The organism is Streptomyces canus (assembly GCF_041435015.1).
GTDB classification, from domain to species: domain Bacteria; phylum Actinomycetota; class Actinomycetes; order Streptomycetales; family Streptomycetaceae; genus Streptomyces; species Streptomyces canus_G.
In genome coordinates, this window is record NZ_CP107989.1 from 3,416,778 (window position 1) to 3,436,690 (window position 19,913).

A 19,913-nucleotide genomic window follows, 5' to 3' on the forward strand; every position below is an offset into this window, starting at 1 on the left:
GCAGGTCAGATTAGCGGCCCGCCCCGACCTCCGGTGCGGCACCCACCCGGGGAAACCCCAGTGCCGTCCTCGATCATGTCTGCGAGTGTGGGCCTTCCACTGGGTGGCGACCGAGGAGCGGTGTGATGGAGACCTTGCGGGAGATTCTCGAGGCGGCGGCCCGCGGTGTCTTCCCGCCCGCGGACGGCGGCACGACGGTCGTACCGCAGGAGTGCCACCGGGACGCGGGCGTGCTGTCCTTCACGGCACACTCGGTCGTCTTCACCGACGAGGACCCCGAGTGGGTCCACGCCACCCTGCGCGGGCTGGACTGCGACGCGCTGGCCGCGACACTGAACCCGCGGTTCCTGACCGCGCTCCTGGACCGGACCGGGCGCAGGTCCGAGACCATCGACGCGATGCTGGTCGCTGACCCGCTGCCGGGCGGACCGCCGCTCGCGCTGCAGGAGATCGAGGACGCGAACCATCCCCGGATCGCCTACGCCCGCAGGCGGCGCGACGACATCCGTGCCTGGACGGCGCAGGGCGGGGTGCTGGTGACGGGACGCGGGGTCGGCGGCCGCCTGGAGGTCTCGGTGGAGGTGGACGAGGACGTACGGCACCGGGGGCTGGGGCGTGCGCTGGTGAGCGCGGCCAGGCATCTCGTCACGGAACCGCTGTGGGCCCAGGTCTCACCGGGGAACGCCCGCAGCATGCGGGCGTTCCAGGCGGCCGGTTACCGTCCGGTGGGCGCGGAGGCGGTGCTGCTCGCCACGACCCCGCGGGTCCTCGGCGGCTCAGCGGAAGATGCCGGTGTGACCGAGTGAGTACCGCCCCGGCTGCGGATACACGGCGAGTCCGTGCGGGCCGCTGCCGACCTTGACGCGGGCCAGCTGGGCGCCGGTGCGGGTGTCGATGGCGTAGACCTCGGAGTTGTAGCGGCCGGACAGCCACAGGACCTTGCCGTCGGCGGAGACACCCCCCATGTCGGGGCTGCCGCCGTCGGGGAGGCGCCACTTCTTGGTGAGCCTGTTCTCGGCGAAGTCGAAGACGGAGACGGTCCCTTCGCCCCGGTTGGACACGTACATCTCGCGGGAGTCGCGGCTGACGTAGAGGCCGTGGGCGCCCTTGCCGGTGGGCAGCAGGGTCGGCTTGCCGAACGTGTCGCCGTCCAGGACCCACATCCCGTCGGCCATCATGTCCGCGATGTAGAACCGCTTCCCGTCCGGCGAGACCTTGACGTCCTGCGGCATGGCCCCGTCGAAGGGGAGCTTCTCCTGCCCGATCACCTTCATCTTCTCGGTGTCGACCTTCAGCAGCTCTCCGCTGAACTCGCAGGACACGATGAAGTACCTCCCGTCCAGGGAGAAGTCGGCGTGGTTGACGCCGTAGCAGCTGACCGGGACGGTCTTGACCCGCTCCATGGTGTGCGGGTCGCGGAAGACGAGCTCGCGGTCGAGGGAGGCCATCACGACGGCGTACTTGCCGTTCGGCGTGAAGTAGAGGTTGTACGGGTCGTGCACGTCGACGGGCTTGCCCGCCTTCCCGGTCCTGGGGTCGATCGGCGTCAGGGTGTTCCCGCGGTCGTTGTTGACCCAGAGGGTCTTCAGGTCCCAGGAGGGCACGACGTGTTGGGGCTGCCGTCCGACCCGGATCGTCTCGAGGACCTCGTACGTCTTCGGGTCGATGACGGAGACCGTGTCGGACTCGGTGTTGGGGACATAGACCCGCGACGGGAAGTCCTTGACCACCGGCGACAGCTTGTTCGGGCGGTCGGCCGCGTACACGTCCTTCGGGTCGAGGACGGGCGGCATCCCGGGCAGCCCCGGGGCCGGCTTCCGCACCGGTTTCACCGGGGCGGGGACGGCCGCCTTGGTGCCCAGGGCCTGGTTCGCCCCGTCCTTGGACCCGCTGCCGCAGGCGGCGAGGGCGACGAACGCGGCGCCCACGATCAGGGCACTCTTCACGAGATGGCGCTTCAGGGAAGTGGGGGGCATCAGCTGAACAGCTCCGTGGTGGTCACCGCGGCCAGGCCGCGCCGGTCGAGTTCTTCCAGTACGACGGGGAGGGCGGCGATCGTGTCGGCATACCCGAAGTGCAGGCTCACCACGGACCCTTCGCGGATCTCGGCGAGAACCTTGCGGGCGACGGCCGGAGCGCCGGGCGAGGTGAAGTCGAGGGAGTCGACGTCGTAGGAGAGGACGTGGGGGTAGCCGGCCTCCTGGGCCAGCCGCGTGACGAGGGGTGTGGCGACGGGCGTGCGGGAGGGTCGGAACCAGGTCCCGATCGACCCGGTGAGCCGCTTCAGCCGCTCCGCGCACCCGGTGATCTCTTCTCTGGCCTCGGTCTCGGACATCGTGTTGATGTCGAGGTGGCGGAGGGTGTGATTGCCGAGGTCGTGGCCGCCGTCGAGAATCCGGCGGGCGAGGTCGGGGTGCGCGTCGAGCCATGTGCCCACGGCGAGGACAGTGACCCGGGCGCCGTACTTCTCGGCTTCGGTGAGCAGGGCACGAGCGGTCGCGGGATCGCCGCCACCGTGAAAGGTGAGGGCGACACGGGGGCGGTCTCGGGGGCCGTGGGTGAGCTGGGCGGGGAGAGCGGGCGCTGCGCTGGGGGAACGGACTGGATGGGCGACAGCACCACTGCTGCTCGCACATCCCGCGGCCAACGCCAGCCCGGCGGTGGCGAGCAGCACTGCCCGACGATCGGTAGCGGTCACCCGTCCCATTTAAGTGGTGATGTCGGAGAATAACGCTGATCGACCCACCGACTACCTGTCGGCCACCCGCATCTCGAACCAGGTGGTCTTCCCACGAGGCAGCAAGTCCACGCCCCACCGATCGGAGAGCTTGTCCACGAGGAACAGCCCTCGCCCGCTGACATCCATCTCCTGCACCGGCATCAGACAGGGCAACCCGCGGGACGGATCCCGCACCTCTATCCGGATCCACCCCCGACGACGCCGCATCCGGAGACCGAACACCCGCGCGCCCGTGTGCCGCACGGCGTTCCCCACCAGCTCGGACACGAGTAACACCGCGTCCTCGGTCATCTTCGGAGTGAGCCCCCACTGCCGGAGAACGATCACCTGGGTCAAGCGCCGCGCGGCCGCCGCGGACTCCGGCCGGGACGGCAACGGAACCTCGGCCTCCGTGGGATTCCCGAACAGTTCGAGCGCCTTCAGTGCGTGCTCGTCCTCGACCGCCGGAGACCAGCGCGCCGCCGTCGTACGACCGTCTCCCCGCGGCTGTTCGAAACCCTCCAGCCCCGCCATGCCCCCATCATGGCCGCCCAAAGCGCCCTCCGGGGCCGTTCCTGACGAATACGCCCCCCGGAATGCGTCGCTCCGACGGGGTCGATCGGCATATGCCAACGGCACTTCGGCGCCTTCGACAGCCCTGCTGACCTGCGGAGGAGGCTCATTGGGAGGCAATCGACCGACTCCCTCGACAAGGCAGGCTTAAGGGTGCGTTAAGGCTCCCATAAACCGCCCCATCGAGGGACCCGGATCAGACATCGCGTCAATTGCAAGCGGTTCAGAGGAATTTCGCCTTGCCGGGGCCCTCCTCGACGAAGCTCTTCATGCCGCGCTCGCGGTCCTCCGTGGCGAACAGACCGGCGAACCAGTTCCGTTCCACCGCGAGGCCCGTCTCGATGTCGGTCTCCAGCCCCGTGTCGATCGACTCCTTGGCCGCGCGCAGGGCGATCGCCGGCCCCTGCGCGAGCCTGGCCGCCCAGGTGTGCGCCTCGGCATACACCTCGTCGGCGGGCACGACCCGGTCCACGAGGCCCAGCGTCAGCGCCTCGTCGGCCTTGACCATACGGCCCGTGAAGATCAGGTCCTTCGCCTTGGACGGACCGACCAGCCGGGCGAGCCGCTGGGTGCCGCCCGCGCCGGGGATCAGGCCGAGCAGGATCTCCGGCTGCCCCAGCTTGGCGTTCTCCGCGGCGATCCGGAAGTCCGCGCACAGCGCGAGTTCGCAGCCGCCGCCCAGGGCGTAGCCGGTGACGGCCGCGACGACCGGCTTGGGGATGCGGGCCACGGCCGTGAACGCGTCCTGGAGGGCGCGGGCGCGCAGGACCATCGCGGTGTGGTCCATGTTCTGCATCTCCTTGATGTCCGCGCCGGCCGCGAACACCTTCTCCCCGCCGTACAGGATCACGGCGCGCACGTCCTCGCGCCGGGTCGCCTCCTCGGCGAGCTCCTTCAACCGGTCCTGGGTGGCCACGTCCAGCGCGTTCATGGGCGGGCGGTCGAGACGGATGGTGCCGACGCCTTCGGCGACTTCGAGATTCACGGTCATGCCAGCAGGTTAACGGCGACTAACGGCAACGGTCCCGGTGCCGTACCTCACACCGGGACCGCGCAAGCCGTGCCTCAGAAGCCGCCGCTCACGCCTTCCACTTCTCCCACGACATGTTCCAGCCGTTGAGGCCGTTCTCCGGCGCGACCGTCGCGTCGTCGGAGTTCTTGACCACGACCACGTCGCCGATCAGCGAGTGGTTGAAGAACCAGGCGGCCGGCACACCGCTGTCGTAACCGCCCTTGACGTCACGCAGGCCCACGCAGCCGTGGCTGGCGTTGTAGTTGCCGAAGGCGTCGCCGCCCCAGTAGTTGCCGTGGATGAAGGTGCCGGAGTCGGTCAGCCGGGCGGCGTGCGGGACGTCCTTGATGTCGTACTCGCCGCCGTAGCCGACGGTCTCGCCGTTCATCCGGGTCACCGCGAGCTTCTCGCTGATGACCATCTGGCCGTTCCAGGTGTCGTAACCGGGCTTGCCGGTGGTGACCTTGATGGTCTTGATGGTCTTGCCGTCCTGGGTGACCTTCATCGTGTGCTTCTTGGCGTCCACGACGGAGACCTGGTTGCGGCCGACGGTGAAGGAGACGGTCTTGTCCTGCTTGCCGTAGACGCCGTCGCGGCCCTCGACCCCGTTCAGGTTGAGGTCGACGGTGACCTTGGTGCCTTCCTTCCAGTACTGCTCGGGACGGAAGTCCAGGCGGTCGTTGCCGAACCAGTGGCCCTCGACGTCGACCGCGGGCGACGTCTTGACCGTGATGGCCTTCTCGACATCCTCGGGGCTGGTGATGCCCCGGGTGAAGCGGATGGAGAACGGCATTCCGACGCCGACCGTCGAACCGTCCTCGGGCGTGAACGTGCCGGTGAAGGTGTTCTTCGGAGTCAGGGTGGTGAAGCGGGAGTCCTCGGCCGCCGTACGGCCCTTGGCGTCCTTCGCGACCGCGTGCACGGTGTAGGCGGTGCCGGAGGCGAGGTGGGTGGACGGCGTCCAGGAGGCGCCGTCGCCGGTTATCTCCCCTGCTATCGCGGTGCCCTTCGCGTCCTTGACCTGGACCTCGGTCAACTTGCCCTGGGCGGCACCGACCTTGAGGGCGCCACTGGTGTCGACGGACTTCGCCCCGTCCTTGGGGCTGATGGAGACGACCGCCTCGGACTGCTTGGTCTCGGTGGCGGACGAGTCGCCCTTCTCGGCCTTGGCGTCACCGGAACCGGAATCTCCCCCGCCGCAGGCGGTCACGGCCAGCAGCAGAACGCCGAGTATCAGCGCCAACAACCCCTTGGTCCCGCGCCCCCGCGCGTCAACCGACGCCCCCGATATCGGTCGCACGTTCAAGTCTTTCTCCCCTCGAAGGGCCTGGTCAGGCCCACTCCCCAACGCGTTCCACGAACGCGTTGGCGAATATTAACCGCAGAGTTTTGAGCATCGTGTGAGCCCAAGGTCACCATTCAGTCCCAACTTCAACGGAAAGTTGGGCCAACCCACCCCCCTGTCGAGTTACTTCACCGCACTGCCCGCCTTCCACTCCTTCCAGCCCATATTCCAGCCTCCGAGGCCATTGTCAGGAGCGACCTTTTTGTCATTGCTGTGGACGACCTCGACGACGTCCCCGACCAGGCTGCGGTCGAAGAACCAGCCCGCGGGCGTGTCCGAACTGCCGCCCTTCACGTCCCTGAGGCCCACGCAGCCGTGGCTGACATTGACCCTGCCGGGCGCGGTGGGCGCCCAGTAGTTGCCGTGCACGAACGTGCCGGAGTCGGTCAGACGCAGGGCGTGCGGGACGTCCGGGATGTCGTACTCGCCGCCGAAGCCGACCGTGCGGCTGTTCATACGGGTCACTTCGAGCATCTCGGTGACGACCATCTTGCCGTTGTACGTGGTCGTCTTCGGGGCGCCCGCGGTGATCGGCACGGTGGCGAGCAGCGCACCGTCCCGTCTGACCTGCATGGTGTGCCGGGCCGCGTCGACGAGGGAGATCTGGCTGCGGCCGACGGTGAAGGAGAAGGTCCGGTCCTGGAGGCCGTAGACGCCGGACGCCCCTGCCACGTCACGGAGTCTGAGCGCGACCGTCACGCGGGTGCCGGGCGTCCAGTAGCGCTCGGGGCGGAAGTCGAGGCGGCCGTTGCCGAACCAGTGCGGGCGGATCTCGACGGGCGGTTTCGAGGTGACGTGTACGGCGCGTTCGACGGCGGCGCGGTGCTCGATCTCCCGGTTGAACTCCAGGGAGACGATCATCCCGGTGCCGACGGTGGAGCGGTTCTCGGGGCTGACGTACCCGATGAAGCGCTCCTCGGGGACGTAGGTGGTGAACGTCGTGTGCCGGGCCGAGCGGCGGCCGTGGCCGTCCAGGGCGACCGCGTCGACGGTGTACTTGGCGGCCAGCGCCAGCTGCGCCTCGTCGGGTTCCCAGCGCAGGCCGTCCTCGGAGATGCGCCCGGGCACCGGGAAGTCCTGCGCGTCCTGGGACTTGACGACGGTGACCGACTCGAGGCGTCCGCTGGGCACCCGGACCCGCAGCCTCTCCTCGGGCGGCACGCCCTTGGTGCCGTCGTCGGGCGCGACCCTGATCACGTCCTCGGGCGCCGGAGGCTTCCCGAATCCACCGACACCGCCGATCCCGCCACCCCCGTCCGCCGTACAGCCGGCGACTCCGGCCAGCAGTCCTGCCCATGTCATGACGGCGGCCAGAACGGCCCCCGCGCGCCGAGCGCGCCCTTGTCTCTGCCTCACACCCAGCCCAACGACCGGGCCCACCCGGGGGAAACGTAAGTACGAGCCCGATCGTGCACCCGCCCCGCCGACGCCGGGAACGCGGCCACGAGCCCCGCTCTTCACGCTCCCTGCGCGGAGTCCGCCCAACGGCCCTGCCCGGGGAAACGTGAGTGCGAGGCAAGCGCTGGGCAGAACAGTGGGGAGAACGACGCGAGGGGGTGTCGCGGCCGGGACGCCGTGCGCCCTTTTCCGCGTTGCTCCATGAGCCGTGGGAGGCCGACCGGTGTCCAGCGCAGCCGAGCAGGAGGCGGTGACCGAAGCCGCCGAGGAGCGCCCCGCCGCGCTGGTGAACGGCGCGCAGCGCACGGTACCCGCCGTACCGGTGTGGCCCGGTGCGCCGACGCCGCTGGGCGCCCGGTTCCGGGTCGGCCCGGACGGGGTGGCGGGGACCAACTTCGCGCTGTGGGCGGGCGGGGCCGAGGCGGTCGAGCTGTGTCTGTTCGACGCGGACGGCAAGGAGACCCGGGCCCGGCTCACCGAGCTCACCCACGAGATCTGGCACGGCTTCGTGCCCGGTGTCATGCCCGGCCAGCGCTACGGCTTCCGGGTGCACGGCCGCTGGGACCCGTGGACCGGCGGCCGCTGGAACCCCTCGAAGCTGCTCCTCGACCCCTACGCCCGCGCGGTGGACGGCGACTTCAGCCTGCCGCCCGAGGTGTACGGCCATGTCCGCGACTGGCCCCAGCAGCAGGTCGCGGACACCGTACGGGACGACCGGGACTCGGCGCCGTACGTCCCGAAGGGCGTGGTCGTCCACGATGACGACGACTGGGCCGAGGACCGTCGCCCGAAGACCCCGTGGGCCGACTCGGTGATCTACGAGGTGCATGTGCGGGGCTTCACCGCGCTGCACCCCGGCATCCCCGAGGAACTGCGCGGGACGTACGCCGGGCTGGCGCACCCGGCCGCGATCGAGCACCTCGTGAAACTCGGCGTCACGGCCGTCGAACTGCTCCCCGTCCACCAGTTCGCGCACGAGGACCATCTGCTGCGGCGCGGTCTCAAGAACTACTGGGGATACAACTCCATCGGCTACTTCGCGCCGCACGCGGCCTACGCCGCCTCCGGTACGACGGGCCAGCAGGTCGGCGAGTTCAAGCGCATGGTGCGCGGGCTGCACGAGGCCGGGATCGAGGTCATCCTCGACGTGGTCTACAACCACACGGCGGAGGCGGGCGAGCTGGGGCCCACGCTGTCCCTGAAGGGCATCGACAACCGGGGGTACTACCGGTTGCAGTCCGACGCCCGGCGCTACGCGGACTACACGGGCTGCGGCAACACCCTGCACGTGGTCCAGCCGCATGTCCTGAGGCTGATCACCGACTCCCTGCGCTACTGGGTGACGGAGATGGGCGTGGACGGCTTCCGCTTCGATCTGGCCGCCGCGCTGGCCCGTTCGATGCACGACGTCGACATGCTGTCCCCGTTCCTCGCGGTCATCGCCCAGGACCCGGTGCTGCGGCGCGTGAAGCTGATCGCCGAGCCCTGGGACGTGGGCTCCGGGGGCTATCAGGTGGGCGCCTTCCCGCCCCTGTGGACGGAGTGGAACGACCGCTATCGCAACGCCGTACGCGACTTCTGGCGGGGCGCGCTCCCGGACGTGCGGGACCTCGGCTACCGCCTCTCCGGCTCCAGCGACCTGTACGCCTGGGGCGGGCGCCGGCCGTACGCATCCGTCAACTTCATCACCGCGCACGACGGTTTCACTCTGCGGGACCTGGTGTCGTACGAGCGGAAACACAACGAGGCGAACGGCGAGGGCAACCGGGACGGCACGGACGACAACCGGGCGTGGAACTGCGGGACGGAGGGGGAGACGGACGACGAGCGCGTACGGGCGCTCAGGCGACGGCAGTTGCGGAACCTGCTCACCACACTGCTGCTGTCGACAGGCGTGCCGATGCTGGTCGCGGGCGACGAACTGGGCCGCACCCAGCGCGGCAACAACAACGCCTACTGCCAGGACAACGAGATCAGCTGGGTGGACTGGGGGCTGCTGGAGGACCCCGGCTGGAAGGCCCTGTTCGACCTCACCGCCCGCCTGATCGACCTGCGTCACCGGCATCCGGTGCTCAGGCGCCGGGCGTTCTTCTCGGGGCGGGCGCACTCGGCGGACGGGCTGCGGGACCTGGCCTGGTTCACGGCCCGCGGCACGGAGATGACCGAACGGGACTGGTACGCGCCGGCCGCCTCGCTCGGCATGTATCTGTCGGGGCGGGACATCCCCGGCCGGGACGAGCGCGGCGCGCCGATCGTGGACGACAGCTTCCTCGCCGTCCTGCACGCCGGGGACCGCCCGGCGAGCTTCCTGCTGCCGGGGCCGCCGTGGGCGGAGCGCTACGAGGTGGTCGTCGACACGTCGAGGGAGGAGCAGGAGGAGGCGCCGGGGGTGGTGCACCGGGCGGGGGCGTCGATCACGGTTCCGGCGCGGGCGGTGCTGCTGCTGCGGGTGGCAGGGTGAGATTGCAGTCCCGTGAACAGCGCATGTGATCGCTGGCCAGGGCGCCGGTCCGCTGACCAGACTCGCTCACATGCCCGAGATCTCCCGCCGTGCCTTCGGCGGTCTCGTCGGCGGCGGTGCCGTGACCGCCGTCGCCGCTACGACGACCGCAGCCGAAGCCGCTCAAGCTCCCGCCGAACGTCCCTTCAGGGCCCGGGCCGCAGGCTCCACCGGCAGACGCCCCAACCTCCTGGTCATCCTCGGTGACGACCTCGGCTGGGCCGACCTGTCGTCGTACGGCGCCCCGCACATCAGGACGCCGAACCTGGACCGGCTGGCCCGGCAGGGCGTGCGGTTCACCGACGCGTACTCGGGGTCCTCGACCTGCTCCCCGACGCGGTTCAGCCTGTACACCGGACGGTATCCGGGCCGTACGAAGGGCGGACTCGCCGAGCCGATCGCCAACCGCACGCAGGGGCTCGACCCGAACCATCCGACCCTCGCCTCACTGCTGAAGAAGGCCGGCTACTCCACCGCCCTCATCGGCAAGTGGCACTGCGGCTGGCTGCCCGACTACAGCCCCACCAAGTCCAGCTGGGACGAGTTCTTCGGCAACCACGGGGGCGTGCTGGAGTACTTCTCCAAGCTCGGCCAGCTCGGTGACCACGACCTCTACGAGGGCGACGCCGAGTACCAGGACCTGCGCTACTACACGACCGTCCTCACCGAACGGGCCGTGGAGTACGTGAGCCGCGACCACGACAGGCCGTGGCTGCTCAACCTCAACTTCACCACCCCGCACTGGCCGTGGCTCGCGGAGGGCGACGAGGAGACCGGCGCCGAGATCGCCGCGCGGATCCGGGCCGCCACCTCGCAGGCCGAGGTCAGCAACGCGCTCAACCACTACGACGGCGGTTCGGTCGCGAAGTACACGGAGATGGTGGAGAGCCTGGACGCGGCCGTCGGCGAGGTGCTCGCGGCCCTGCGCCGCTCCGGGCAGGAGGAGCACACGCTGGTGTACTTCGCCAGCGACAACGGCGGCGAGCGCTGGTCGTACCTGTGGCCGCTCAGCGGTGAGAAGTCCGTGCTCCAGGAGGGCGGCATCCGCGTCCCGACGATCGTGCGCTGGCCGCACCGGATCGACGGCCACCAGGCGAGCCACGAGCCGAACTTCTCCCCCGACTGGACGGCGACCTTCCTGGAGGTGGCCGGTGCGCGACCCGATCCGGCCTACCCGCTGGACGGAACGAGCCTGGCCGGGTACCTGCTGCGGGGCGAACGGCTGCCGGAGCGGGACCTGTTCTGGCGGGTGCGGGCCAACCGGGCTCTGCGGCGTGGGAGGTGGAAGTACTACCAGGACGCGGCCGGCAAGGACCACCTCTACGACCTCGGCGCCGACCTGCGCGAACAGGCCGACCTGGCTCCCGACGAACCGGACCTGCTCGCCGAGCTGAAGGCCGCTTGGGAGCGGACCGCCGCCGGACTGCTGCCGTATCCCGGCTAGCCGAGGATCCCCCGCTCGTACGCCGTCGCGACCGCCGCCGCGCGGTCCTTGACGCCCAACTTGGCGTACAGGTGGGTGAGATGGGTCTTCACGGTCGCCTCGCTGATGAACAGGTCGCGGGCGATCTCGCGGTTGGACGTGCCCTTGGCGACCAGGGCCAGCACCTCGCGCTCGCGGGCGGAGAGGGTCTCGTTGCCGGGAGCCCCGGGAGTGCGGACCGCGGAGACCAGGCGGGAGGCTACGGCCGGGGAGAGGACGGTGCGGCCCTGCGCCGCGGCCCGCACGGCGGTGAACAGTTCGTCGCGCGGGGCGTCCTTGAGGAGGTAGCCGGTGGCTCCCGCCTCGATGGCGGGCAGGGTGTCGGAGTCGGTGTCGTACGTCGTCAGGACGAGGACCTTCGCGCGGGCCCGGGCGCGGGTCAGCTCACGGATGGCGTCCACGCCGCCCCCGCCCGGCATCCGCAGGTCCATCAGGATCACGTCGGGGTCGAGCGCGGCGGCCCGCTCGACGGCCTCGACGCCGTTGGACGCCTCGCCGAGGACGGCGAACCCGGGCGCGGACTCGAACATGCCGCGCAGACCGTCCCGTACGACGGGATGGTCGTCGACGATCAGCACCGAGATGTCACTGGTCATGGCGGACCAACGGTACGCGAGCCGACAGCGCGGTGCCGTGGCCCGGTTCGGACTCGACGGTCAGGGAGCCCGCGATGCGTTCGGCGCGGGCGCGCATGCCGTCGAGCCCGAAGCCGCCGGTGCGGGTGCGGGGCGCGAGGGTGAGGGGGTCGAAGCCGACGCCGTCGTCGCGGATGTCGAGGATGACCTCCTCGTCCAGGAAGGTCAGGGTGACGCCGAGGCGGCCCGCCCGGGCGTGCCGGGAGGCGTTGGAGAGGGCTTCCTGGGCGATGCGCAGGAGAGTGGCCGCGATCTCGTCGTGGAGCTGCTGAGCGATGCCGGTGACCGTGAACTCGGCGCGCACGCCGGTGCGTTCGCCCCAGTCGGTGACCGTCTGCTTCAGGGCTTCGGGAAGTCCGGCGTCGTCCAGGGCGACCGGAGCGAGGTTGTGCACCGAGCGGCGCGCCTCGCCCAGGCTGTGCCGGGCCAGGTCCATGGCGCGGTGGACGTGCTCGCGGGCCTGGCCCTCGTCGGGCGTGTTCGCGACCACCTGGAGCTGGGCGATGATCCCGGTCAGGCCTTGGGCGAGGGTGTCGTGGATCTCGGCGGCGAGCCGCCGACGCTCGTCGGCGACGCCCGCTTCCCTTGCCTGGACGAGGAGTTGGGCATGAAGGGCGGCGTTCTCGTCGAGCGCCTGTTGCAGGGCCTCGATGGTCGAGGTGCGCTCGCGGGAGCGCTGCTCCTCCTGCTCGGTGATGTGGGCGACCACCGACTGGAGACCGAAGTTGGCGGCCAGGAGCGCGGCGAACCCGAGCCACTGGGCCGTGCTGTCCGGCATCAGCCCGCCGGCCTGCGCGCCCGCCACGGTGACCGCGCTCGCGAAGAGTCCGAGCCGCCGCCACAGGCCCGGGATCAGCTCGTCGGCGTCCATGTAGCCGGTGGCGGCGTAGAACGCGAAGAACGGGTTGAGCCAGGTCAGCACGAAGGCGATGGCCCAGCGCACGGCGTAGTACACGGTGCCCGCCCGGGAGGGGCTGCGGCCGCGTCTGACGCGGCGGTGCCGGGTGCCGTGCCACCACGCCTGAAGGACGATCGCGGCGCCGACCAGGGCCCCGACGAGATACCAGTCGACGGGGCCGTCCATGATGCCCGCGGAGACCACCGCGAGGACGACACTGGTGCCGAGCAGCCCGTACGGCCCCCAGACGTGCAGCCGCTCCCAGTACCGGTCGATCCGGGCGTCCGACGCGTTCATCTCCCCAGTCTGCACGGCCCGTCCCTCACTCCCAGCGGAACCAGCGCGACGCGGCGGCCGTGAGCAGCACCGTCCAGGCGACGAGCACGCCCAGGTGGGTCCAGCCCGGCCAGTCGCCGGCCGCGGCCCGGTTCAGGGCTTCGGCGGCCGCGCCGAACGGGGTGTATCCGACGATCCGGGCGAGGACGTCCGGCATGGTCTGCACCGGCGCCCACACGCCCGCGCAGAACATCGACGGGAAGAACACGGCGGACCCGATGGCACCGGCGATCTTCGTGGTCCGGGACAGCGCGGAGATCACCGCGCCCAGCGCGAGGGCGACCAGCACCGCCAGAACCAGGGCCAGCAGGTATCCGAACAGCTGCTCGGGCAGTCGTACGGCGAAGGCGAACCGTCCGACGAGGAGGGCCAGTAGGGCGGATGCCAGGGCGGCGCCGCCGTAGACGGTCATCTGCGCGGTGAGCAGGGCGGTCGGGCGGACCGGGGTGGTGGACATGCGGCGCAGGATGCCGCGCTCGCGGTAGCCGGTGAGGGTCTGCGGCATGGACTGCAGGCCGCCGACGATCAGTCCGAGGAGCACGGCCACCGGGACGTAGACGTCGATGGTCCTCAGGCCGCCGAGGTCGGCATCGTGGTTCCGGAAGGACGGGATCGAGCCGAGGATGACCAGGAGCAGGGTCGGGAACAGCAGGATCCAGAAGAGGGCGCCGGGTTCGCGGCGGAAGAGTCGGACCTCGGTCCGCAGTACGGCGGTGTTCATGCCGTGGCCTCCTGGGTCAGGTCGAGGAAGGCGTCGTCGAGGGTGGCGTCGACGACCCGGAGCTGGTGGGCGGTGACGTGCCGGCGGGCGAGCAGGGTGATCACGGCGTTCACGGTCTCGTCGGTGCCGGACAGGGTGAGGCGGCCGTCCCGGTCCTCGATCGAGGCGAGCGCGGGCAGCGTGTTCAGGTCGTGTGCGTCGAGCGCGGCGGACGGGGTGAAGCTGATGACGGTGGCGCCCGCCGAGCGGTGGATGAGGCCCGCCGGGGTGTCCAGGGCGGCGATCCGGCCCTTGTCGATCACGGCGATCCGGTCGCAGAGCCGCTGCGCCTCCTCCATGAAGTGCGTGACGAGCAGGACGGTGACGCCGTTGGCGCGGATGTCCTCGATGAGCTCCCAGGTGTCGCGGCGGGCTCGCGGATCGAGGCCGGTGGTGAGCTCGTCCAGGACGACGACCCGGGGGTTGCCGACGAGCGCGAGCGCGATGAACAGGCGCTGCTTCTGGCCGCCGGAGAGCTTGCCGAACCGGGTGGTGAGCTTCTGGGTGAGCCCCAGGCGCTCGGCGAGCGGGCGCCAGTCGAGGGGCTTGTCGTGGAACGCGGTGTACAGCTCCAGGGCCTCGCGGACGGTGAGCTTGGCCTGGAGTTCACTCTCCTGGAGCTGGGCGCCGAGGACGCGGGCCACGCGCGCGTGGTCGGCGACGGGGTCGAGACCGGTGACCCGCACGCGGCCCGCGTCGGGAATCCGCAGACCCTCGACGCACTCGACGGTGGTGGTCTTCCCGGCGCCGTTCGGGCCAAGAATTCCAAAAATCTCGCCCTCCTCGACGGCGAAGGAGACACCGTCGACGACGGCCCGGCCGCCGTAGGACTTTCGCAGTTCGCTGACTTCGATGACGGACATGGCATCAGCGTCCCGGCACGGACCCCGCCGCCACATCGCCCGTCGCGCTCGACCCGGCATCAACCGATCGGTGGATGCGGCTGTACGACCCCTCGAACATGCAGGTCGTAGGACCATCGGCCGATTCCGGTCCGGCCAAAACTCGGTGGGCGTTGTCAGTGCCGGTCCGTAGGCTCGCAGCTGATGTCCACGACACGTGCAACCACCAAGGACCGATCGGCGGCCAGAACCCTGCTGCGCCTGTGGCCGTATGTCCGGCCGGTCCGCGCGCGGCTGTTCACCGCCGCGTTCGTGGCGATCCTCGCCTCCTGTACGGGGCTGGTGATCCCCCTCGTCCTGAAGTGGATGGTGGACGGCCCGGTCGCCGACGGGGACACGGCGGGGGTATGGCTCGGAGCGCTGTACCTGCTGCTGCTCGGGTTCGCGGAGGCACTGCTGTTCGGACTGCGGCGATGGCTGGTGGCGAGACCGCTCTCCCACGTCGAGGCGGAGATGCGGGCGGGACTGTACCGGCACCTCCAGCGCCTCCCGGTGGCCTTCCACGACCGCTGGGCGTCCGGTCAGCTGCTGTCCCGGGCCACCACGGACCTCATGCTCCTGCGCATGTTCCTCGCCTTCCCGCTGACGTTCCTGCTGGTCAACAGCGTGACGATCACCGTCGGCGTGATCATCATGCTGCTCCAGGACTGGACGCTCGGGCTGGTGATCCTGGGTCCGGCCATCCCCGTGATGATCACGTGCATGGTCTTCGAGAAGCGGTACCACCGTGTGGCGCGGCTCGCCCAGGACCAGGTCGGCGACCTCACGACGGTCGTCGAGGAGAGCGTGCTCGGCATCCGGATCATCAAGGGCTTCGGCCGGCACCGTTCCCAGGCGCGGGCGTTCCGCGAACTGTCGGGGAAGCTGCGGGGAACCGAGCTGCGCAAGGCGGGGCTGCTGGCCACGATCTGGGGCGTCATCACCACCCTCCCCGAAGTGGCCATCGGGGCCGCGCTGGTCGTGGGCTGCGTACAGGTGGCCGACGGGGAGTTGTCGGCGGGCACGTTGGTGGCCTTCTTGTCGACGGCTCTGGCACTGCGCTGGCCGGTGGAGTCGATCGGCTTCCTGCTGGCGATGACCCAGGAGGCGGCGACGGCGACGGAGCGCTATTTCGAGGTGATCAATGAAGTGCCGGAACAGGAGACCTGCTCAAGGCGCGCGGGGAACGGCGCGACCGGCCCCCACCGAGCGTCAGCCGACAACGATGGCCTCCGGTTCCGCAACGTCCGGTTCCGCTACCCCGACGCCCCCGAGGACTCCCCACCCATCCTCGACCTCATCGACCTCCACATCCGCCCCGGCGAATCGATGGCCCTGGTCGGCACGACGGGCAGCGGCAAGACGACCCTCACCGCCCTCGTCCCCCGCCTCCACGAGGTGACATCCGGCCACATCACCCTGGACGGCGAGGACATCACCGCGATGCCGAGGGAAACGCTGCGCGCACTCGTGGCCGTCGCCTTCGAGGAACCCACCCTCTTCTCGGCCAGCGTCAAGGACAACGTCCTGCTGGGCATGGACGAACAGGAACTGGACCGAGCCCTGTCCGTCGCGCAGGCGGACTTCGCACACGCCCTCCCCCACGGCACCGACACCCAGGTCGGCGAACAGGGCCTCAGCCTCTCGGGCGGCCAGCGCCAACGCCTCGCCCTCGCCCGGGCCGTGGTCGGCAAGCCCAGATTCCTCGTCCTCGACGACCCCCTGTCCGCGCTGGACGTGCACACCGAGGCCGCCGTGGAGGCCGCGCTGCGCGACGTCCTCGCGGACACCACCGCGCTCATCGTGGCGCACCGCCCCTCGACCGTGCTGCTCGCCGACCGCGTGGCTCTGCTGTCCGACGGCCGTATCACCGCCGTGGGCACCCACCACGAACTGCTGCGCACGAACGCCGAGTACGCCCACCTCATGTCCGGCACCGGGGAAGCGGAGGACGACCGATGACGGCCCCCACCACCAACGCCCCCACGGCGGACGAGGAACCGGAACTCCCCCGTCACCAGGACACGGTGGACGCCTTCGACCGCGACCTCCTGCCCACTCCGCCGCGCGCCACCTCCCTCCTGCTGCGCTCGCTGCTCGCCCCGATGAAGGCGCGGGTCACGCTCACCACGTTCCTGCTGCTGCTCCAGCAGGCGGCCGTGCAGGCGGGCCCGCTGCTGGTCGCGTACGCCATCGACCGCGCGGTTCCGGCGTTCCGGGACCACGACAACGGCCCGCTGATCGCGGTCGGCGCCGGCTATCTGCTGTCGGCGCTGGCCTCCGGCGGGCTCCAGTACGCGTTCATCCTGGTCTCCGCCCGCGTCAACCAGGACGTGCTGCTCGACCTGCGGGGCCGGATCTTCCGGCATGCGCAGGCACTGAGCATCGACTTCCACGAGCGTTACACCTCGGGCCGGCTCATCTCCCGTTCGACGACGGACGTGGAGTCGCTGCGCGAACTGCTCAATGAGGGCCTGCAGGAACTCGTCACCGTCATCCTGTCCTTCCTCTACATCTCCGCCCTGCTGCTCTGGCTGGACCTCGCCCTCGGCGCGGTCGCGGTGGCGTCCTTCGTGCCGCTGTACCTGCTCGTGCGGGGTTACCGGAGGCGCGCGGGCCGGGTGTACCGGAAGCGGTCGACCGCGATCGCCGCCTTGATCGTCAAGTTCGTGGAGACGATGAACGGCATCCGGCCGGTGCGCGCGTTCCGCCGCGAGGCCGCCAACGACGCCGACTTCGCCGTACTGAACAAGCGGCACGAGCGGGTCAACGGCGATGCGCTCCTTGAGATGGCCCGCTATGTCGTCAGTTCCCGGCTGGTCGCCAACATGGCCGTCGCGGGGATCGTGCTGTGGGGTGCCTACCGGGTGGCGCAGGACTCGCTGGAGCTGGGTGTCCTGGCGGCGGCGGTGCTGTATCTGCGGCGGCTGTACGACCCGATCGACCGGCTCGGGATGTTCCTGAACTCCTACCAGTCGGCGGCGGCCTCCCTGGAGAAGATCGCGGGACTGCTCGCCCAGACCCCGACCGTGCCGGAGCCGTCGGTTCCCCGGCAGCTCCCGGCGCTCGAGTCCTCGGACCGTCCCGGCCGTCAGGTCGTCTTCGAGGGTGTCTCGTTCGGCTACCGCACCGGCGGCGAGGTGCTCCCCCGTTTCGACCTCACCCTGCCCGCCGGACAGACGGTCGCGGTGGTCGGCTCGACCGGCGCCGGAAAGTCGACGCTCGCCAAGCTCCTCGCACGCTTCTACGACCCCTCGGACGGCCGCGTCCTCCTGGACGGCGTGGACCTGCGCGAGCTCGCCGTGCCCGAACTGCGGCGCGGGGTGGTCATGGTGACGCAGGAGGCGTTCCTGTTCTCCGGCACGGTCGCCGAGAACATCGCGATCGGCCGCCCGGACGCCGGCCGCGAGGAAATCGAGCAGGCCGCGAAGGCGATCGGGGCGCACGACTTCATCAGCGCCCTGCCCGACGGGTACGACACGGACGTACGCAAGCGGGGCGGCCGTATCTCGGCGGGTCAGCGCCAACTCGTGGCGTTCGCACGGGCGTTGCTCGCCGATCCGGCGGTGCTGATCCTGGACGAGGCGACCAGCTCGCTCGACGTCCCGGGCGAGCGGGCCGTGCAGCGCGCGATGGCGACGGTCCTGAGGGGCCGTACGGCCGTGGTGATCGCGCACCGGCTGTCGACCGTGGAGATCGCCGACCGGGTGCTGGTCATGGAGCACGGCAGAATCGTCGAGGACGGCACACCTGCCGAACTCGTCGCGGGCACGGGCCGGTTCGCCGATCTGCACCGGGCGTGGCGGGACAGTCTGGCGTGAACCATCAGGGTGCGGGTTATGGTCGCTGCTCAGGGCCCATGCGATCCGGCAGGAGGAGTGCGCCGCCCATGGCATCGATGCGGTGAGACGACGCGTCGAGTCAGCTCAGCCGCATTCCTCGACCGCGTCGCGAAGGTGGCGGACCGCTTCGATCACCGCGCTGTCGGCGAGGTTGCCGTAGCCGAGGACCAGCCCGTGGTCGGCGTGGTCGTCGGTGGCGTGATAGGTGGCGAGGTCGGCTACGCGCAGTGAACGTGCGGCGGCCGCCGTCACCACCGCCCTGGTGTCCACTGCGGTGGGCAGCCGCAGGATGAGATGGAGACCGGCCGCGACGCCGGAGACCGGGGCGTCGGGCAGCTGCTTGGCGAGGGCCTGGACGAGGGTGTCGCGGCGCAGACGGTATCGCTGCCGACAGGACCGGAGATGGCGGTCGTAGGCACCCGACTCCAGCAACTCGGCGAAGGCGAGTTGGTCGAGCGCCGAGGGCTGGGCGTCCACCTGGTCGGCGCGATGCAGCTGTTGGGTCCAGCGAGGCGGGGCCACGATCCATCCGATGCCGAGCGCCGGCGACAGAGTCTTGCTCAGCGACTTGAACAGGACGACCCGGGACGGATCCATGCCCTGGACGGCCGCGACCGGGCGGCGGTCGTAGCGGAACTCCGCGTCATAGTCGTCCTCCAGGACCACGCCGTCCACCCGGCGGGCCCAGTCGAGCAGCGCGGCGCGCCGCTCGGGAACGAGGACGGTGCCCAGCGGGAACTGGTGCGCCGGGGCCGTCAGCACGGCCCGCAGATCCGTGCGGGCGGCCAGGTCGTCGATGCACAGGCCGCCGCCGTCCACGCGGACGGGCACCGGCTTCATGCCCGCCGCGCGGATCACCTCGCGCAGCCGGGTCCAGCCCGGCTCCTCACAACCAACCGCGGTGATGCCCTGGGCGCGCAGAGCGTGGCACATGCGCCGCACCCCGTCGGTCACACTCGCGCACACCGTCACGTCCTGCGGGGTGGCCGAGACACCGCGGGAGCGGCCCAGGTACTCGGCGAGCAAGCGCCGGAGCCGGAGATGACCGCCGGCCGGCGGGTAGCCAAGCTCCGTGAACGCCGCGTTCGACACCTGCGCGCGGACGACGTCGGCCCACCGTCGGCGCGGAAACGCACGCAGGTCCGGCAGACCCGGCGCGAGATCGAAACGGGCCGCCGGAGCCTGGCGTGCCGCGGGGCGCTCGACGTCGGTGTCCGGGGCGTTCGACCACCGCACCCGGGTGGCCGAGCCGCTGCGCGCCTCCAGGTATCCCTCGGCGACGAGCTGGCCGTACGCCTCGGTCACCGCCCAGCGCGAACAGCCGAGGTCGGCGGCGAGCTGCCGGCTGGGCGGCAGAGCGGTGCCCACGTCGATACGCCCCTCCCGGATCGCCGACCGCAGCGCCCGCTTCACCCGCTCGTGCAGCGGTCCGGCACCGAACCGCTCCAGGTTGAGCAGGAGATCTCCGGCCAGATTGGTCTGTGATACCCGCATGCCATTGGACAGTAGCAACGAGCCGTTTCTCCGTAGC

Annotated in this window: 16 protein-coding genes; 5 read left to right on the plus strand and 11 right to left on the minus strand. The window is 70.6% G+C overall.

Translation table 11 applies throughout. The features are described from left to right. Positions 1–125 precede the first annotated feature (125 nt). Positions 126–806 carry a GNAT family N-acetyltransferase gene (locus tag OG841_RS15110; RefSeq protein WP_328640997.1) on the plus strand — a complete coding sequence of 227 codons (681 nt, stop codon included), beginning with the start codon at positions 126–128 and terminating at the stop codon, positions 804–806. Here OG841_RS15110 and OG841_RS15115 read toward each other — a convergent pair. From OG841_RS15115 to OG841_RS15140, 6 genes are all read right to left on the minus strand, one after another. After that, the gene (locus tag OG841_RS15115) at positions 777–1,976 is read right to left on the minus strand and encodes a YVTN family beta-propeller repeat protein (RefSeq protein ID WP_328640996.1); all 1,200 of its coding nucleotides are present in this window, start codon (positions 1,974–1,976) and stop codon (positions 777–779) included. The genes OG841_RS15110 and OG841_RS15115 overlap by 30 nt on opposite strands. After that, positions 1,976–2,707, minus strand: coding sequence for a polysaccharide deacetylase family protein (locus tag OG841_RS15120; RefSeq protein WP_328640995.1), 732 nt, complete (start codon positions 2,705–2,707; stop codon positions 1,976–1,978). The genes OG841_RS15115 and OG841_RS15120 overlap by 1 nt, the downstream gene beginning before the upstream one ends. Positions 2,708–2,749: 42 nt before the next feature. Continuing rightward, positions 2,750–3,253, minus strand: a complete 504-nt coding sequence (locus OG841_RS15125; RefSeq protein WP_328640994.1) for an ATP-binding protein — start codon at positions 3,251–3,253, stop codon at positions 2,750–2,752. A 262-nt stretch (positions 3,254–3,515) separates the two neighbouring features. Then, complete coding sequence (locus tag OG841_RS15130) at positions 3,516–4,283, minus strand: enoyl-CoA hydratase/isomerase family protein (protein WP_328640993.1); 768 nt, start codon at positions 4,281–4,283, stop codon at positions 3,516–3,518. Positions 4,284–4,371: 88 nt separating this feature from the next. Next, positions 4,372–5,610 carry a L,D-transpeptidase gene (locus tag OG841_RS15135; protein ID WP_371565672.1) on the minus strand — a complete coding sequence of 413 codons (1,239 nt, stop codon included), beginning with the start codon at positions 5,608–5,610 and terminating at the stop codon, positions 4,372–4,374. Positions 5,611–5,772: 162 nt separating this feature from the next. Then, positions 5,773–7,005: a L,D-transpeptidase gene (locus tag OG841_RS15140; protein ID WP_328640992.1), complete on the minus strand. Its 1,233-nt coding sequence runs from the start codon at positions 7,003–7,005 to the stop codon at positions 5,773–5,775. 265 nt (positions 7,006–7,270) lie between these two features. Here OG841_RS15140 and glgX point away from each other — a divergent pair, with 265 nt between their 5' ends. Both glgX and OG841_RS15150 read left to right on the plus strand, forming a co-directional pair. Then, the gene (glgX, locus tag OG841_RS15145; RefSeq protein WP_328640991.1) at positions 7,271–9,508 is read left to right on the plus strand and encodes a glycogen debranching protein GlgX; all 2,238 of its coding nucleotides are present in this window, start codon (positions 7,271–7,273) and stop codon (positions 9,506–9,508) included. 70 nt (positions 9,509–9,578) lie between these two features. Beyond that, complete coding sequence (locus OG841_RS15150; protein ID WP_371565676.1) at positions 9,579–10,991, plus strand: sulfatase family protein; 1,413 nt, start codon at positions 9,579–9,581, stop codon at positions 10,989–10,991. Here OG841_RS15150 and OG841_RS15155 read toward each other — a convergent pair. Genes OG841_RS15155 through OG841_RS15170 form a run of 4 tightly spaced genes read right to left on the minus strand, consistent with a single transcriptional unit; the run spans position 10,988 to position 14,522 of the window. After that, positions 10,988–11,626 carry a response regulator gene (locus tag OG841_RS15155; RefSeq protein WP_371565678.1) on the minus strand — a complete coding sequence of 213 codons (639 nt, stop codon included), beginning with the start codon at positions 11,624–11,626 and terminating at the stop codon, positions 10,988–10,990. The two genes, OG841_RS15150 and OG841_RS15155, sit on opposite strands and share 4 nt — an antisense overlap. Beyond that, positions 11,616–12,860 (minus strand): sensor histidine kinase, encoded by a 1,245-nt coding sequence (locus OG841_RS15160; protein ID WP_371565683.1) that lies wholly within the window; start codon positions 12,858–12,860, stop codon positions 11,616–11,618. The genes OG841_RS15155 and OG841_RS15160 overlap by 11 nt, the downstream gene beginning before the upstream one ends. Before the next feature lie 25 nt (positions 12,861–12,885). Next, positions 12,886–13,620 (minus strand): ABC transporter permease, encoded by a 735-nt coding sequence (locus OG841_RS15165; protein ID WP_371565687.1) that lies wholly within the window; start codon positions 13,618–13,620, stop codon positions 12,886–12,888. Then, a complete protein-coding gene (locus tag OG841_RS15170) occupies positions 13,617–14,522 on the minus strand; it encodes an ABC transporter ATP-binding protein (RefSeq protein WP_371565689.1) in 906 nt (301 codons plus the stop codon). The genes OG841_RS15165 and OG841_RS15170 overlap by 4 nt, the downstream gene beginning before the upstream one ends. Positions 14,523–14,705: 183 nt before the next feature. Between OG841_RS15170 and OG841_RS15175 the strand changes: the two genes are divergently transcribed. Together OG841_RS15175 and OG841_RS15180 are read left to right on the plus strand one after the other, a co-directional pair. Further along, positions 14,706–16,502 carry an ABC transporter ATP-binding protein gene (locus OG841_RS15175; protein ID WP_328640986.1) on the plus strand — a complete coding sequence of 599 codons (1,797 nt, stop codon included), beginning with the start codon at positions 14,706–14,708 and terminating at the stop codon, positions 16,500–16,502. Beyond that, positions 16,499–18,361, plus strand: coding sequence for an ABC transporter ATP-binding protein (locus OG841_RS15180; RefSeq protein WP_371565692.1), 1,863 nt, complete (start codon positions 16,499–16,501; stop codon positions 18,359–18,361). The genes OG841_RS15175 and OG841_RS15180 overlap by 4 nt, the downstream gene beginning before the upstream one ends. Positions 18,362–18,466: 105 nt before the next feature. On the opposite strand, the gene pdxR is transcribed toward OG841_RS15180, so the two are convergent. Next, positions 18,467–19,876: a MocR-like pyridoxine biosynthesis transcription factor PdxR gene (gene pdxR / locus OG841_RS15185; protein WP_328640984.1), complete on the minus strand. Its 1,410-nt coding sequence runs from the start codon at positions 19,874–19,876 to the stop codon at positions 18,467–18,469. Positions 19,877–19,913 lie beyond the last annotated feature (37 nt).

Coding starts and splice junctions, on each gene's coding strand:
- OG841_RS15110 (WP_328640997.1), top strand. CDS start 126: ATGGAGACCTTGCGGGAGATTCTCGAGGCGGCGGCCCGCGGTGTCTTC.
- OG841_RS15115 (WP_328640996.1), bottom strand. CDS start 1,976: ATGCCCCCCACTTCCCTGAAGCGCCATCTCGTGAAGAGTGCCCTGATC.
- OG841_RS15120 (WP_328640995.1), bottom strand. CDS start 2,707: ATGGGACGGGTGACCGCTACCGATCGTCGGGCAGTGCTGCTCGCCACC.
- OG841_RS15125 (WP_328640994.1), bottom strand. CDS start 3,253: ATGGCGGGGCTGGAGGGTTTCGAACAGCCGCGGGGAGACGGTCGTACG.
- OG841_RS15130 (WP_328640993.1), bottom strand. CDS start 4,283: ATGACCGTGAATCTCGAAGTCGCCGAAGGCGTCGGCACCATCCGTCTC.
- OG841_RS15150 (WP_371565676.1), top strand. CDS start 9,579: ATGCCCGAGATCTCCCGCCGTGCCTTCGGCGGTCTCGTCGGCGGCGGT.
- OG841_RS15155 (WP_371565678.1), bottom strand. CDS start 11,626: ATGACCAGTGACATCTCGGTGCTGATCGTCGACGACCATCCCGTCGTA.
- OG841_RS15160 (WP_371565683.1), bottom strand. CDS start 12,860: ATGAACGCGTCGGACGCCCGGATCGACCGGTACTGGGAGCGGCTGCAC.
- OG841_RS15165 (WP_371565687.1), bottom strand. CDS start 13,620: ATGAACACCGCCGTACTGCGGACCGAGGTCCGACTCTTCCGCCGCGAA.
- OG841_RS15170 (WP_371565689.1), bottom strand. CDS start 14,522: ATGTCCGTCATCGAAGTCAGCGAACTGCGAAAGTCCTACGGCGGCCGG.
- OG841_RS15175 (WP_328640986.1), top strand. CDS start 14,706: ATGTCCACGACACGTGCAACCACCAAGGACCGATCGGCGGCCAGAACC.
- OG841_RS15180 (WP_371565692.1), top strand. CDS start 16,499: ATGACGGCCCCCACCACCAACGCCCCCACGGCGGACGAGGAACCGGAA.
- pdxR (WP_328640984.1), bottom strand. CDS start 19,876: ATGCGGGTATCACAGACCAATCTGGCCGGAGATCTCCTGCTCAACCTG.